At 37.8% G+C, this 14636-nt stretch carries 14 protein-coding genes; 13 read left to right on the top strand and 1 reads right to left on the bottom strand.

The features are described from left to right. Nucleotides 1-13 precede the first annotated feature (13 nt). From hemG to MHH95_RS01145, 7 genes are all read left to right on the top strand, one after another. On the top strand, nt 14-1447 hold the full coding sequence (gene hemG / locus MHH95_RS01175) for a protoporphyrinogen oxidase (protein WP_340726133.1): 1434 nt from the start codon (nt 14-16) through the stop codon (nt 1445-1447). Nucleotides 1448-1611: 164 nt separating this feature from the next. Next, nucleotides 1612-2574 carry a YncE family protein gene (locus MHH95_RS01170; RefSeq protein WP_340726132.1) on the top strand — a complete coding sequence of 321 codons (963 nt, stop codon included), beginning with the start codon at nt 1612-1614 and terminating at the stop codon, nt 2572-2574. Next, the gene (locus MHH95_RS01165; RefSeq protein WP_340726131.1) at nt 2571-3263 is read left to right on the top strand and encodes a response regulator transcription factor; all 693 of its coding nucleotides are present in this window, start codon (nt 2571-2573) and stop codon (nt 3261-3263) included. Before MHH95_RS01170 ends, MHH95_RS01165 begins: the two co-directional genes overlap by 4 nt. After that, nucleotides 3260-4651 (top strand): sensor histidine kinase, encoded by a 1392-nt coding sequence (locus MHH95_RS01160; RefSeq protein ID WP_340726130.1) that lies wholly within the window; start codon nt 3260-3262, stop codon nt 4649-4651. The genes MHH95_RS01165 and MHH95_RS01160 overlap by 4 nt, the downstream gene beginning before the upstream one ends. Then, nucleotides 4651-5157, top strand: a complete 507-nt coding sequence (locus MHH95_RS01155; RefSeq protein ID WP_340726129.1) for a FixH family protein — start codon at nt 4651-4653, stop codon at nt 5155-5157. The genes MHH95_RS01160 and MHH95_RS01155 overlap by 1 nt, the downstream gene beginning before the upstream one ends. 103 nt (nt 5158-5260) lie before the next feature. Further along, complete coding sequence (locus MHH95_RS01150) at nt 5261-5833, top strand: TetR/AcrR family transcriptional regulator (RefSeq protein WP_340726128.1); 573 nt, start codon at nt 5261-5263, stop codon at nt 5831-5833. A 91-nt stretch (nt 5834-5924) separates the two neighbouring features. Then, nucleotides 5925-8108 (top strand): YhgE/Pip domain-containing protein, encoded by a 2184-nt coding sequence (locus MHH95_RS01145; protein WP_340726127.1) that lies wholly within the window; start codon nt 5925-5927, stop codon nt 8106-8108. 197 nt (nt 8109-8305) lie between these two features. On the opposite strand, the gene yhfH is transcribed toward MHH95_RS01145, so the two are convergent. Then, nucleotides 8306-8431 (bottom strand): protein YhfH, encoded by a 126-nt coding sequence (yhfH, locus tag MHH95_RS01140; protein ID WP_008406441.1) that lies wholly within the window; start codon nt 8429-8431, stop codon nt 8306-8308. A 140-nt stretch (nt 8432-8571) separates the two neighbouring features. Between yhfH and MHH95_RS01135 the strand changes: the two genes are divergently transcribed. The 6 genes from MHH95_RS01135 (at nt 8572) to MHH95_RS01110 (ending at nt 14601) form a co-directional block, all read left to right on the top strand. Next, nucleotides 8572-9564, top strand: coding sequence for a lipoate--protein ligase (locus MHH95_RS01135; RefSeq protein ID WP_340726126.1), 993 nt, complete (start codon nt 8572-8574; stop codon nt 9562-9564). Between the two features lie 225 nt (nt 9565-9789). Continuing rightward, nucleotides 9790-10494, top strand: coding sequence for a response regulator transcription factor (locus MHH95_RS01130; protein ID WP_340726125.1), 705 nt, complete (start codon nt 9790-9792; stop codon nt 10492-10494). Beyond that, nucleotides 10494-11477, top strand: coding sequence for a sensor histidine kinase (locus MHH95_RS01125; RefSeq protein ID WP_340726124.1), 984 nt, complete (start codon nt 10494-10496; stop codon nt 11475-11477). Before MHH95_RS01130 ends, MHH95_RS01125 begins: the two co-directional genes overlap by 1 nt. 10 nt (nt 11478-11487) lie before the next feature. Then, nucleotides 11488-11910 carry a hypothetical protein gene (locus MHH95_RS01120; RefSeq protein WP_340726123.1) on the top strand — a complete coding sequence of 141 codons (423 nt, stop codon included), beginning with the start codon at nt 11488-11490 and terminating at the stop codon, nt 11908-11910. Between the two features lie 11 nt (nt 11911-11921). Continuing rightward, nucleotides 11922-12695, top strand: coding sequence for an ABC transporter ATP-binding protein (locus MHH95_RS01115; RefSeq protein ID WP_340726122.1), 774 nt, complete (start codon nt 11922-11924; stop codon nt 12693-12695). Further along, nucleotides 12667-14601, top strand: a complete 1935-nt coding sequence (locus tag MHH95_RS01110; protein ID WP_340726121.1) for an ABC transporter permease — start codon at nt 12667-12669, stop codon at nt 14599-14601. The genes MHH95_RS01115 and MHH95_RS01110 overlap by 29 nt, the downstream gene beginning before the upstream one ends. Nucleotides 14602-14636 lie beyond the last annotated feature (35 nt).

Genomic DNA, 14636 nt, shown 5'->3' with positions numbered 1-14636 from the left:
ATAGAGAGTGATGATGAAGGTGACTTTAAAAAAGAGGAAGGTTGTTATCGTTGGCGGTGGAATCACTGGTTTAACGACGGCATACTATTTACAACAAAAAACGAAGGCGCACAATTTACCAATAGATATTGTGTTAATCGAAGCGTCCCTGCGTTTAGGTGGTAAAATCCATACAGAGCGTAAAGATGGATATATCATTGAACGTGGACCTGAATCGTTTTTTGATACAGGTAGCAGTGTCCGTAAGTTGGCACGTGATTTAAATATCGAACATGAAATAGTTCAAAATAATAACGGTCGAACATTCATCGCTGTTGGTAGCAAGCTACATCAAATTCCGAGTAATATTTTACTCGGAGGGTCACCTAAAATATTCACGTTTATGACATCGAATGTCCTTTCTTTAATGGGGAAATTTCGAGCTGCAGGGGATTTATTTTTACCTAAATTACCTCATGAAGCCGACGAGGCGATCAGTGAGTTTTTCAGTAGACGCTTCGGGAAAGAGCTCGTAGAAAATTTGGTGGAACCGGTATTGGCGGGAACATTTGCCGGCGATGTCGATCATGTTAGTATGCAATCGATGTTCCCACAATTTTATCAGCTTGAAAATGATTATCGTAGTTTATTGGTTGGCATGAAAAAGACAGGTAAAGGAATTTACGCGCTTGTAGATACACCGGGTGAAATTCATTATGAGTCATTTGTAAATGGATTGGAGTCGTTAATTGAGACATTGGAAAACTCGTTGACCGACGTGACCATTCTTAAAGGACTGAAAGTAAATTGCATTGAAAATAATAGCGATTTTTCACAATCGATTGCATTAAATGATGGTACTACTATAGATGCCGATAAAGTTGTGATGACAACACCATTTAATGTGACTAAAAAAATCTTCCCGGATTCTGATATTATGCAGCAAGTGCCGGAGATGAACTATGCAACCATTGCAACTGTAACGATGGCTTTTAAACCTGGAACAACCAAAAAGTATGAAGGTGCGCTTAACTTCTTCGTTTCGCGTAACAGTCATTTTGCGATAACAAGCTGTACGTGGAGTCATCAGAAGTGGGATAATATTACCCCGGATGGTCATGAGCTAATACGTGTGTATATTGGTCGTGTCGGTGATGAGTCTATCGTAGAGCTATCAGATAATGAAATTGAGAAAATCGTTTTGCAGGATTTGAATCGGGCAGTTGGACTCGATGCACAACCGCTGTTTACGACAGTTGCCCGCTGGAAAGAAGCTATGCCCCAATATACAATCGGTCATCAACTGCGCATGTCTTCAATGAAGGAGCAGTTTTACAAGGAATTCCCGAATGTCTATTTGGCAGGAAGTTCGTATGAGGGCATTAGTATCCCTGATTGTATCCTACAAGGGAGAGAAACCGCGGAGCTACTGCTTGGGCAATTGTTAGAACAAAAGTTGGCAATTTAATCACTCAATATGTAAATTGAACGAAAACGCTGTATTAAAAGTATAATTACTTTTAATGCAGCTTTTTTGGTGTGAATTTCCTTTATTCGTTCACAAAATTATCCTATAGGCTTCATGCAAATTTCACATATTTTTAGTACGCTTATTGATGAGGTGCAATGACAATGAAAAAAAGTATAATAAATTTTTTTAGTTGCATAGTTCTTTTACTTTTAGCTAGTTGTGATAGCGAAAGAATGGATGAAATTAATCCACATCAGCCTTTTGTTGCATCCCTTAATATTTTGCAGCCGTCCTTAACGTTTTACGAACAGTCAGGTGAATTACTCGCGACATGGGTTTTCGAGAAAGGATATACAGGAGCAGTATTAATTGGATTTGACCACGTAGTGTTATATGGTTATCAATTGCAGCATGCAGATATTTTACAGCTTTCATCTGGGGAAAAGGTAAAGTCCATTGATGTAGGATTAGGCATTACAAACGGTTATTATGATGAAGATACGAGCCAACTATTTTTAACAAATGGCAAAACAAATGAACTAATAAGCTATACCGAAAAAGGGGAGCTTAAGAAAAAAGTTAGGCTACGCAATTATCCAATGTCAATGGCAGCGTCGAAAGATTATTTATATGTGATAAATTATAAAGATACCGTGTTATCTGTCGTACATAAAGAAAATTTAGAGGTAATCAATGAATGGCCTGTTTCAACTTCTTCCCAAGGGTTGTATGTATCATATGAGCACCAGGAATTATGGGTTGGGGGACATGGTATAGGTAATAAACCAAACAAATTCGTCCGGGTTTATAATTTAAGTACAGGTCAGTTAAATAGAGAGTTCACACTGCCTCTAATGCCGATTGCCTTTTCGAAGGCTGATGAAGATATCATCGTTTCGAGTCATGGTTCCAATACAATATACCGTGTTGCAGCGGATGGTGATATATTATGGCAACAGGAGATTGGGGCCAATCCATTTGCAGTTGCCCAAATTCAGGATAAGTTGGTTGTTGCGGGTTATGATGATCATACGCTTTACTTTATAGATGATGGCGAAGTTCAAAAGCAGGTTAAAACAAGAGAAGGACCTTTTCAATTGCTCGTAAGGGGGGATAGTCATTGACAACTATTTTAATAGTAGATGATGAAGAAAATATGCGCCAATTAATCGATGTTATTTTAACGAAATCTGGATTTGAAACGGTACAGGCATCAAATGGCGCTGAAGCATATTTTATATTGTCCCAGCAGCAGGTAGATTTAGTTTTGCTTGATGTAATGATGCCAGGGGAAGATGGATTTGCTGTTTGTGAAGCAATGCAGGCTATGGCGAAAGTGCCTATTATTTTTTTGACAGCCCGTGATGCAAATGAAGATAAGGTAAAGGGCCTAATGATCGGGGGCGATGATTATATTGTCAAACCTTTCACTGCCGATGAACTAGTCGCACGTATATTTGCGGTGTTAAGAAGGGTCGGAACATTAAGTGAACAGTCTTCAATTCAATACTTGCACAGGGGTATTTTAAAAATGGATGAAATTTCCCGTAAAGTATACATCGAGCAGGAAGCTGTATTATTAACTTTAAAGGAATTTGAGCTTTTGCATTTATTTATGCTAAAACCAGGGATCGTCTATACGCGCGAGCAACTTTTGGAACGGATTTGGGATATTGATTATGCGGGTGGAGCTCGTACAGTGGATACTCATATTAAAACATTGAGGCTAAAACTGAGCAAAAAATCGAAAGAAGCGAGTGAATACATCCAAACAGTATGGGGTGTGGGCTACCGCTTTGAGCATATGACATGAAAAAAATATCTTCAAAGCTCTGGCTATTAATGGTGTTCTTTTTAAGTGCAACCATCATTTTTATGTACATATTTACTAACTTTTTATATGAACAGCTTTACGTGGAAGATACGAAAAGTACAATGATTGAAACAGGCGAGAAGCTTCAGACGAAATATAGCGGAGGAAAAGTATCGGATCAGTTAATTGACGATATTGAAAAGTTCGCTGCAATGTCCAATTTTGAGATATTTGCTTTACGGAACCCGAGGGAATTAAGTGCATGTGTACCGTTTGATATTGACTATGATGCATTAATTGGTCCTGATGAGCGGAAACAATTACTTTTAGGGAATGCTGTAACAAAAATTGGCTATGAAGAGCGGTTTGATCGGCAAATTATATCAGTCATCCTCCCGTTTACTGATCAAAATCGGCTGGAAGGCATTCTTTACATATATTTTCCGTTAGCTAAAATTTCGGAGTTGGCAAAAGAAGAAGTAATTTTACTCATTACAGGTGCCATTATGTTTTTACTTGTAGCTGGCTTTTTCGTCTACCAAGGAATGCGTAAAATTTTACAGCCGTTAGAAACATTGCAGCATGCCGTAAAACAAATGACAGCTGGGGATTACAATGTACGGGTCAATGTTTCAGTAAATGATGAAATTGGGCATTTATCTTCCGCCTTCAACCAAATGGCAGATGCAATTCAGCAAGATGACGAAGCACAAAAATCCTTTTTAGCAACAGTTTCACATGAGCTGCGTACACCAATCAGCTATGTAAAAGGGTATAGTGAAGCTATACAAAAAGGAATAATTGATGAAGCTAAGCGGGATGAAGCAATCCGATTAATTGAGAAAGAAGCAACAAGAATGGAGCGCCTGACGAATGAGCTTATGCAACTGGCACGTAAAGAAGATAGCCAGGCAGAATCGTATTTTGATATGCTAGTCTTTGCGGAAACTATCCGTGATGCCATTCGTTTAGTACAACAAAAAGCAAGTGAAAGAAATATTCAAATCGATCAACAATTAAATGAAGAGATAATTGTCATTGGTGATGAAGAAAAACTAAAGCAAGTTTTTATTAACATCCTGGAAAACGCGATACACTATTCAACTGATCATTCTAGCATTCGTGTAGAATCTTCTATAGTAGATTCATATGCAGTTTTAACAATTACCGATTATGGGATAGGTATTCCACCCGAAGATCTGCCTCATGTAACGGAGCGATTTTACCGTGTGAACAAAGCGCGGAGCCGATCAGACGGCGGAAGTGGTCTCGGTTTATCGATAGTGGAGCAAATTGTTAAACATCATAAAGGAAAATTGGAAATTAAAAGTATAGTAGATGAAGGAACAGTTGTAAGTGTCATGTTCCCATTAATGGAGGAAGAATGATGAAAAAATGGTTATATAGCTTAGTTGCAGTACCTTTCGTATTATTCGGTTGTGGAGATGACGAAGTGGAAACACTAGAAACCGCTGAAGTACCTGCATTTGTCGAGGTACAAATTCAAACTGAAGAGCAATTAAATGTAGGGGAAGTTCAGCTTGCTGCACGTGTCACGCAGGATGAAGAAGTCGTGAATGATGCACAGGAAGTAAAGTTTGAAGTGTGGGAGTCCGGATTTCGAGATGAGGGTGACATGTTGGACGGGCAACTAACGGAGGATGGTATATACGTTGCGGAATATACATTCGATCATGATGGCGTATATTATATGTTTGCCCATACAACGGCTCGCGGAATGCATGTCATGCCAAAGCAAAAGCTCATTGTCGGGAAACCCGATATGAGTAAAGTTGTTGAAGATACAAGTTCGGATTCAATGGAACATGGGTCTAACGATGAAGAAGATGAAGAAAAAGAAAAAGAAAAAGAAAAAGATGAACACGGACATTAATTGATTGGCAAATTGAATTAAAAGGCGTATAATGATGACCAGATGACCGAAAATGTTTTCTGGTCATTTTTGATTCCTATGAATTACAAGGGAGGAACGCTAAGTGGATCGTCGAAAGGAAATTGTCCAAGCTGCAACGAAATCATTTACGCTTTTTGGTTATAAGGCGACTACCATTGAGCAAGTTGCAAAATTAGCAAACGTAGGGAAAGGTACGATCTACACATTTTTTCAAAATAAAGATGAACTTTTTCAGGAAGTTGTATTGAATTTAATTTATGAAATGAAGGAAACAACAGATCAAACGATAAATGTTAATGCAAGTTTTAAAGAAAATGCGCACATATCACTGATGAAGATTCTTGAATTTCGGGAGCGACACTTACTGTTTGCAAAGTTGATTGAAGAAGAAAAGTCACTTCGAACACCAGCAGTCCATGAAATGCTGTTAATTATTGAAAAGGAAATTGTGTCCTATGTCTCGAGGAGAATTCAAAATGGTATTGAAAAAGGTGAGATTCGAAACTGTAACCCAGAGCATGTTGCCTATTTAATGCTGAAATCATATATGGCCTTAGTTGTAGACTGGCAACAAACACATATTGAACCGATTAAAGAAAATGAAATTTTAGCACTGTTTAACGCTACGATTTTTTCAGGTTTAGAGAAAAAGTAAATTTCACACTATAAATAGAGTGGGATTTATTTTATACAAAAAAATGACCGGTTGACTGATTTAGTCATAACGTTTTAAAAGGAGAGTAAAAATGTTAAAAAGAGAGTGGCAATCGATTTGGAAGGATAAAAAATTAACTTTATCGATTATTGTTATGTTTTTTATGCCCCTGCTTTATGCCGGAATGCTGCTTTATGCATTTTGGGATCCGTACAATCGTCTAGATGAATTGCCTGTAGCAATCGTCAATGAAGATAAAGGTGCACAGCTAGAAGGGGAGCCGTTGCAATTAGGGGATGAACTGGTAAGTGAACTGCTCGATAATAAAGAGTTGAATTTTATAGAAATTGATGCTGAAAAAGCCAATGAAGGTTTGTTGAATGAAGACTATTATTTACTAATTCGAGTACCGGAAAACTTTTCAGAGCATGCAACAACCCTTCTAGAAGAGAATCCGAAAAAGCTGGAGCTTGAATACTATGCCAATGAAGGATCGAACTTTTTAAGTGCCCAAATTGGCGGCAATGCAATAGAAAAAATCCGAACTAAAGTGAATGAACAAGTAGCGAAGACATATGCTACAGAACTTTATGACGCCATTGCAAAACTGGGTGAAGGCTATATCGATGCATCTGATGCAGCAACAAAGATTCAGGAAGGTTTGGATGAGGTTGCGTCAGGCTCGGTAGAATTGAAAGAGTATTTATACCAACTTGCTTCTAGTACAGTAACGTTATCCAATGGTACAAATACACTGAATAAAGGAATTCAGGATGCTTCAAGCGGAGCGAAGCAATTAGCAGGTGGTATTCAAGATTTAAATAATGGCGCAACACAACTTCAAGAAGGTATGAACAGTGCTGCAACTGGTGCTGAGAATGTAGCAAAAGGTGTTACAGATTATACAAATGGAGTTGCTGAATTATCACAAGGGCAAGAGAAAGTGGCGCAAGGACAAGAGCAATTCCAGCAAGGCGTTTCATCCATCGCTGCAAATAGTACAAAAATTAATGAAGGTGCAGCAAGCCTACAAGCCGGTTCAAATGAAGTAGCTCAAGGGTTGGCAGCATTGCAACAACAGCTCCAAGCGATTACGGCTACATTACCGGAAGAGCAAGCTGCACAACTAAATGCGTCTGTAGAAGCACTTGTAGTGGGTAGCAAATCTGTATCAGATGGGGCGAGTACACTAGCAAGCAGTACGAACCAGTTCCAGCAAGGTGTTGCATCGTTACAGCAAAATGGCGTGGAGCTATTATCTGGTCAACAGCAAGTGGTACAAGGTTTACAGCAATTACAGCAAAACTCAGCGCAACTTGTCGAAGGGGCTAAAAGCTTGCAGGCAGGTAATGAAACTTTAGCTGCGAAAATGGGGGAATTAACAACTGGTTCGGAAAAATTGGTAGCAGGTGTTTCCACATTAAATAGTGGTCTGGATCAAATTAGTAATGGCTCGAAAGATTTGACAGCGGGAACAAATGAACTTGCTTCCAAGTCCGGTGAATTGGCTGAAGGATCCCAAGCATTAGTTGATGGTTCAGCCAAATTAAAAGATGGTAGCGGAGAACTTGCATCAAGCTTAAAAGATGCAGGGAAAGAAGCTGAAATGAATACAACAGATGAGCAAATCGATATGACGGTCAGCCCTGTAGAATTAAAAGAAACCGTTTATAATGAGGTTGATAATTACGGTGTCGGTTTTGCACCTTACTTTATTTCATTAGGATTATTTGTAGGATCTTTATTATTAACAAATGTTTATCCATACGTACAGCCAGCTGGTCATCCAACAGGTTTATGGAGCTGGTTCTCAAGTAAATCATCTGTTATTGTCATCGTTGGTTTCTTCCAAATGGTGATGACCTATGTATTAATGAAGTTTGGGTTAGGGATACAGGTGGAGCATGAGTGGTGGCTCATTGCGACTATTGTAATTACGAGTTTCGCATTTTTAGCTTTAGTGCAAATGTTTACAGTTGTGCTTGGTGATGTAGGACGATTCTTTGCTTTAATTTTCCTAGTCATTCAATTAGCAGGTAGTGCAGGTACATTCCCTGTGGAGCTATTGCCGATACCACTGCAAAACATCCATAGTTATTTACCGATGTCTTACTCAGTCCATGCATTCAGAGCAGCCATTTCGACAAATGATGGAGCTGTACTAACACACAGCTTAACTATTCTGGGGATAATTGGTGTGGTAAGTGTTGCGATTTCGTTTGCATTTTTTGCATTACTATATAAACGTCGTTATTCTAAAGTTCAAGAAGCATAATATCAACATGCTAAAGTGCCGTTCAGGCTTGAGGGGGCGGCACTTTAGCGTAATAAAAAAGACGATCCGCATTGACACGGATCGTCTTTTTTATTGTAAACATTGAGCAAAGTCTACAATAAAATCGTAAGCTATTATAGGTTCATCTTTTATCTAAGATGAAGGTTTGAAATAATGCGAATTAAACAGTGTAAAAATTAAAGAGAGTTACATTTATCACAATTGTTGCTGTAGCACTCGCTTTGTTCTTCGATTTTATCACCGCATTGAACGCAAATTTTATCAGGTAAATTCTTGAAAAATTCCACTACATTTTCTAACATTGTGCATGCCTCCTTTAAAGTTCTGTTATATTACTTCTGTTTATATTATGTATTGTATTATAACAGTTTGAATTCGTCAACACAAATAGCCTATTTTAAGTTAAAATAAATATGGACATATTGTGAAGGAGAGAAGCCCCATGTATTTTATCGATAACAAAGGGATTACAGATCCACGCATTAACTTGGCGATTGAAGAGTATGTATTAAAGAATATGGATATTGAAAAAGACGATTATTTACTTTTTTATATTAATCAGCCTTCAATCATTATCGGGAAAAACCAAAACACAATCGAAGAAATAAATACGGACTATGTAGAAGAAAACGGAATCATTGTCGTACGTCGCCTTTCTGGTGGTGGCGCGGTTTATCATGATTTAAACAACTTAAACTTCAGCTTTTTAACGAAGGATGATGGGAACAGTTTCAGCAACTACAAAAAGTTTACTCAACCAGTTGTGGATGCACTAGCAAAATTAGGAGTTAATTCAGAGCTGTCAGGCCGTAACGATATTTTAGCTGAAGGCAAGAAAGTATCGGGCAATGCACAATATTCGACTCGCGGCCGGATGTTTAGTCATGGTACGTTAATGTTTGATCTGGATATAGATGCTGTTGTCAATTCACTTAAAGTTAAACAAGACAAAATTGAATCTAAAGGGATTAAATCTGTGCGCTCGCGTGTGGCAAATATCGTTGATTTCCTGCCTGAAAAGATTACAGTTGAAGAATTCCGTATGGAAATTTTAAAATCAATTTTCGGTGGCGAGGAAAATATTAAATATTATGAGCTAACTGAAGATGATTGGGAAAAAATCCACGAAATTTCTAAAAGCCGTTATCAGTTATGGGAATGGAATTATGGCAAATCGCCACGCTTCAATATTCAAAAAACAAAGCGTTTTCCATCAGGCAGTTTAGATATTCGTTTAGATGTAAACAAAGGGGTTATTGAAGAAGCGACTATCTTTGGAGATTTCTTCGGTATAGGTGATGTGGAGGAAGTCGCACAATTACTGATCGGCACTAAATACGAACGTAATGCAATAGCGGAAAAGCTGAAAAATATAGAGATTCCTACTTACTTTGGTGGGGTTTCTGAAGAGGACTTCCTTCAATTAATATATTAGCATTCAGTGTATCGCATCATGAAAGTAATAGAGATTGTTTAAAGAGGGGCTCCAGATTTCGAGAGCTCCCTTTTTTTGATACAATAAGAGAGAAATTAGAAAGTTTTTTCAGCCATCTTTTTGCGCGGAGAGAAGTCGCGAATATGCCACTACTGTGGAAACGATGGACTAATAAAAAGATTAGGTATTATTATTGGATAACCTATTGAAAAGGAGGTCATTCAGATGGAAAAGCATCGAATTTTCATCGTCGAGGATGATCCAAAAATAGCTTCACTATTAGCAGATACATTAAGGAAATATCAATATGATGTGGAAACGATTGCTGACTTTGATTTATTAGTCGAGCAATGCCTGGCATTTTCACCACACTTGATTTTATTGGATATAAATTTACCTTCTTATGATGGATATTATTGGTGCCGAAAGTTAAGACAATTTACGAAGTGTCCAATACTATTCATTTCAGCCCGCTCCGGAGAAATGGATCAAATATTTGCGTTGGAAAATGGCGGGGATGATTTTATTACGAAGCCGTTCAACTATGAAATCGTACTTGCTAAAATTCGCAGCCATTTACGTCGTACATATGGAGAATATTCCGTAAGACAGGAGGAGCGAACAGTTGTACAAGGTCAGCTCACTTTATATTTGGAACGGATGGAACTTCAGTTAAGAGATTTGGTCATTCCTTTGCAAAAGAAGGAATGTATTATTTTGGGGTTATTAATGGGACAAGCACCAAAAGTGGTGTCTCGCGATCATTTGCTAGAGGAATTATGGGATGATCAAGCATTCGTCGATGAAAATACATTGAATGTAAATATGACACGTGTCCGGAAAAAGCTAGCAGACTATGGCATCAAATCAGTGATTGAAACCGTACGCGGGGCAGGCTACCGCTTTTTATTGAGTGCGGAGGAAATGTAATGGCGATCAAAATGTTTATTAAGGAGCATCTTTCCTATATTATTTTTCAAATTGTGCTGACATTATTTTTACTATCTTTATTTTGGCTGGATGGCTTTCGTAATATCAACACCGCCATTTATGCCATTGCTATTAGCACTCTTCTTATTTTTTCTTTTCTAGTTGTGAGGTATATGTTAAGACGCCGATATTTAGCAAAGATTTCGGTGCTTCCAAATACTATGGAAGATGCGCTTCAAAAAAACGCGAAAACTACCGAATATGCAGTAACAGAACAGTATTTACATGAGCTTTACCGGCTGTATCAGCATGAAGTACAGGTATTGTATGCGACCCAATCGCGGCAGTATCAATTTATGAACCAATGGGTACATCAGATGAAAACACCCGTATCAGTTTTAGAGTTGTTGTTACAGCAGGATGAGGAGCTTGATAAAAAAAGTGTCCAAGAGGAAGTGGAGCGTTTAAAGCGAGGCCTTGAAATGGTGCTAATGCATGCGCGATTGGAAAATTTTGCGGACGATATGCAAATTATGAAAGTACCGCTTAAATCCGTTATTATGGATACCATTAACGAGAATAAGCGTTTATTTATTACGAACCGTGTTTTTCCGGAAGTGAATATCGATGAGGATATAGTTGTAATGAGTGATGAAAAGTGGCTGCACTTTTTAATTGAACAATTTATTACTAACGCGGTGAAATATACATTTGAACCAAATAAGAAAATTTATATTACTGTCGTGCAGAACGAAAATCAGGTGCAATTATGCATACGTGATGAAGGAATTGGTATACCGAAAGCTGATTTATCCCGAATTACGAAAGCCTTTTATACAGGAGAAAATGGCCGGAAAACGGGTGAATCTACCGGTATGGGACTTTATATTGCAAAGGAAATATGCGATAAGCTCGGGCATCAACTCGTGATTACTTCTGAAACAGGTCAAGGTACACAGGTAGAAGTGATCTTTCAATCATAGGGGGCGTACGATGATACACATTGGAGACTGGAAATTAGCGGTAGATGTAGAAAAAACAAAAATGGTATTTGAATTTAACAGCTACCGTTGTATGAGTGAGGAATGCCACAATTTTGTAGAAGCGTGTGAAAAATATTTAGAACATAAAGTACTTGATTTTGCTAAGAAGCTTGGCATAGATCTTTCAAAGCCAAGCCAACTAGAAAGTCATCAAGTAAACGATAATACAACCATTATGTATTCGGGGAAATACCATATTATCGGCGAAATTGTGGAAGGTGAAGTCGATGGATGGGATATCATACTTGGAGAGCACTGTTTTTCGCTAACTGATGAAATGGATCAAGTTCCAATAATGATGGATGGTCCTATTATCGAAATTAGCTTTGAAGTTGTCCTGCCTTGGGTGCTAGAAAGTAATATACTCATTTAAAAGGAGTTACTATGCCAATTTTACAAATACAGGAAGCGACGAAAGTGTATGAGGGAAAAGTGACGAAGCGTGCACTAAACCAACTTAGTTTTGAGGTGGAAAAGGGTGAGTTTATAGCAATTATGGGTCCGTCGGGCAGTGGTAAAACAACACTGTTAAATATGGTTTCCATGATTGATACACTTACTTCCGGAGAGATTATTTTCAATGGAATGAAACCGCAAAAACTTAATAGTGAGGAGCTCGCATTTTTCCGTCGACGTCAGCTCGGATTTATATTTCAAGACTTCAATTTGCTTCCGACTTTAACGGTAGAAGAAAACATTATATTGCCGTTAACGCTTGATGAACAGCCAATAGCTGTTATGGAAGAGCGCCTTCATCATTTAAGTGAACTGCTCGAATTGACTTCTATTTTAGAAAAGCGTCCAAATGAAATTTCCGGTGGACAAGCACAACGTACTGCGATTGCTCGGGCATTAATTCATAGACCGATGCTTGTTTTAGCGGATGAGCCGACAGGGAATTTAGACTCGAATGCGTCACGAGAAGTTTTGGAGCTGTTGGGAAAAATGAATCAAGAAAATAACACTACTATTTTAATGGTGACACATGATCCGATCGCAGCAAGCTATTGCGACCGTGTAATTTTTATTAAAGATGGTGAGTTTTTCAATGAAATCTATAAAGATGACCGACGCCAAACATTTTTCCAACGAATTTTAAATGTATTAAGTTTATTAGGGGGACATGTCGGTGACTTTTCTTCAATTCGCCTACCGTAACGTTTTCCGGAATTTTCGAAACTACGCTGCCTTTTTTATGGCTAGTTTTTTTAGTGTTTTTGTTTTTTTTATCTATTCAATGTTGATGTTTCATCCTGAAATAGAAAGAGGGTTTTTAGGAGAAGTATCCATTGCAGGAATGGTTATTGCTGAAATTATACTGGTTCTCTTTTCGTGGTTTTTTATTTTTTATTCGATGCGGGCCTTTTTAGAGGCGCGTTCGAAGGAATTTGCGATATTGCTTCAGCTTGGCATGGACCGCAACCAACTCGGAAAACTGATTATCATTGAAACGATGACAATTGGTCTATTCTCCTGCATTTCAGGAATTGTTTTTGGTTATGCATTTTCTAAGTTTTTCTTTATGATTGTGCGTGAAATTTTAAACTTAACTGCACTGCCGCTCTATTTATCATGGGAGCCTTTTGTGCTTACGTTATTTGTTTACTTGAGTGCTTTTATAGTGATTTCAACAATCAGCATTATGTTTACTCCTGACATTAAAATTCGGAATTTGATTCGGGGTCCAAAATTTGTTGATGTTGTTACGAACTATTCAAAACGTAATGCGATTTTAGGAATTGTACTTATTTTATGTGGCTACAGTTTAGCGCTTATTACAACAAAGTCGTCCATTTTTACGTATACGCTGCTTATCCCGATCTTTGTAACTTTCGGGACGTATTATTTCTTTACAGATACAACGCTTTTTATTATAGATCGTTTGAAGAATCGTAAGCTGTTTTATTGGAAGCGAGCACGTATGTTGGCGATAGCCGAGCAAGTGCATATTTTACGTGTTAATTCTCGGATGTTCTTCATCGTTACCCTTGTTTCCACCCTTGCTTTTTTAACAGTGGGTGTATTATCTGCAATGTCGTCTTATACTTCTCAATACGATAAGCTCAACCCGATTGGTCTTATTTATAAAGGAGTAACCGATAACCCATATGAAACTGAGCATATTCTCTCCATTATTGATGAGCTGGAAGAGAGCGGAATTAGTTATCATATGACGCGTTTTACTGTAGTACGTCAAACATCTACCTATACTTCGAATCCGGTAGAGGTGTTTCGGGAAACCGATATTAACCATTTACTGTTTTCCTATAAATATCCGCTTGTTAGTTTAACGAGTGGGGAAGCGATGTTCATCCCGTACTCGGAAGATTCGATTGAAACATTAGAAGAAACGGTTGTAGAAACGGTTTTAAAGGAAAACGATATTCATCTGACGATTGATAGTGTGTATCCGAAAGTGTTTTTCCCATCTGCGATTATTAGCAGTAATGCGATTATAATTAGCGACGAAGACTTTACGCGTCTCGTAAATGATTTTGAGATGACACCTTATGTCGAGCCAGGTTATCACTTATTTACTTTTGATATTCCTAACTGGACTGAAACTGACCAAATTGGTCTAGGAATTCAGCAAATGGTTGCTAGAGATTATATTTTAAATAGTGACTACACACTGCCATTTTATTTTGAAAATGCTGGTTTAAATTATTCTTATATATTAGCTACGTATTCTTTGTTAACGCTCGTTGGTATATTAGTAGTAGCTGTATTTTTATTGGCATCAGGTAGCTTTGTTTATTTCAAAATTTACGCAAACTTGGACCGGGAGAAAAAGCAGTTTGATATGCTCAAAAAAATTGGTTTAAGTGATAAGGAACTAAAGCGGCTTATTACAAGAAATTTAGTCATTCAATTTTTCCTGCCATGGGGCTTAGCCTTTATTCATAGTGCTTTCGCGTTCTTTGTCGTCCAAACTGTTTTAAATGATGTCATGAATTTATCGATCGTAAAGGAAGTTGTATTCTCATTTACGTTGTTTGGAATTATACAAGTTGTCTATTTTTATTTAATAAGATGGCGGTATTTATCTCACGTCCGAGGATGATGTGGATAGAAAAAATATGATTTTAGTACAATATT

Source organism: Solibacillus sp. FSL K6-4121 (assembly GCF_038002585.1).
Taxonomy (GTDB): domain Bacteria; phylum Bacillota; class Bacilli; order Bacillales_A; family Planococcaceae; genus Solibacillus; species Solibacillus faecavium.
This window is presented reverse-complemented; position numbering and strand designations above follow the sequence as displayed.

What these genes read in the sequence shown, in the direction of transcription:
- MHH95_RS01125 (WP_340726124.1), top strand. Translation starts at nt 10,494, where the DNA reads ATGGCGATCAAAATGTTTATTAAGGAGCATCTTTCCTATATTATTTTT.
- MHH95_RS01160 (WP_340726130.1), top strand. Translation starts at nt 3,260, where the DNA reads ATGAAAAAAATATCTTCAAAGCTCTGGCTATTAATGGTGTTCTTTTTA.
- MHH95_RS01135 (WP_340726126.1), top strand. Translation starts at nt 8,572, where the DNA reads ATGTATTTTATCGATAACAAAGGGATTACAGATCCACGCATTAACTTG.
- MHH95_RS01115 (WP_340726122.1), top strand. Translation starts at nt 11,922, where the DNA reads ATGCCAATTTTACAAATACAGGAAGCGACGAAAGTGTATGAGGGAAAA.
- MHH95_RS01170 (WP_340726132.1), top strand. Translation starts at nt 1,612, where the DNA reads ATGAAAAAAAGTATAATAAATTTTTTTAGTTGCATAGTTCTTTTACTT.
- yhfH (WP_008406441.1), bottom strand. Translation starts at nt 8,431, where the DNA reads ATGTTAGAAAATGTAGTGGAATTTTTCAAGAATTTACCTGATAAAATT.
- hemG (WP_340726133.1), top strand. Translation starts at nt 14, where the DNA reads ATGAAGGTGACTTTAAAAAAGAGGAAGGTTGTTATCGTTGGCGGTGGA.
- MHH95_RS01145 (WP_340726127.1), top strand. Translation starts at nt 5,925, where the DNA reads ATGTTAAAAAGAGAGTGGCAATCGATTTGGAAGGATAAAAAATTAACT.
- MHH95_RS01130 (WP_340726125.1), top strand. Translation starts at nt 9,790, where the DNA reads ATGGAAAAGCATCGAATTTTCATCGTCGAGGATGATCCAAAAATAGCT.
- MHH95_RS01120 (WP_340726123.1), top strand. Translation starts at nt 11,488, where the DNA reads ATGATACACATTGGAGACTGGAAATTAGCGGTAGATGTAGAAAAAACA.
- MHH95_RS01155 (WP_340726129.1), top strand. Translation starts at nt 4,651, where the DNA reads ATGAAAAAATGGTTATATAGCTTAGTTGCAGTACCTTTCGTATTATTC.